Here is a 248-nt window from a genome sequence, read left to right as displayed (position 1 = left end):
CTGTTCGGGTGCGCTGAGCGCGTAGCGGTTAAAGAAGTCGTCAGTTTCGAGATACTGCACCTTGTGACCCTGGAGGATTGCCTGGTATGCGACGGCTTTGGCAACGTGTGACTTCCCGGTGCCAGGTTTGCCGATGATCAGCCCGTTCTCGCCCGCGGCGATGAACTTCAGCGCGTTGAGTTGGAAGCAGGCCTGACGCGGGATTTTCGGATTGAACGACCAGTCGAACTCGGCCAGCGTGAGTTTTT

The 248-nt window shown here is 57.7% G+C and carries 1 protein-coding gene; it reads right to left on the bottom strand.

Translation table 11 applies throughout. The features are described 5' to 3' along the window. A partial coding sequence (locus AB3X89_RS40780) for an ATP-binding protein (RefSeq protein WP_368588120.1) occupies window positions 1–248 on the bottom strand: 248 nt, incomplete at both ends.

It is taken from the genome of Paraburkholderia sp. BR14320 (assembly GCF_040948665.1).
Lineage (GTDB): Bacteria > Pseudomonadota > Gammaproteobacteria > Burkholderiales > Burkholderiaceae > Paraburkholderia > Paraburkholderia youngii.
This window is presented reverse-complemented; position numbering and strand designations above follow the sequence as displayed.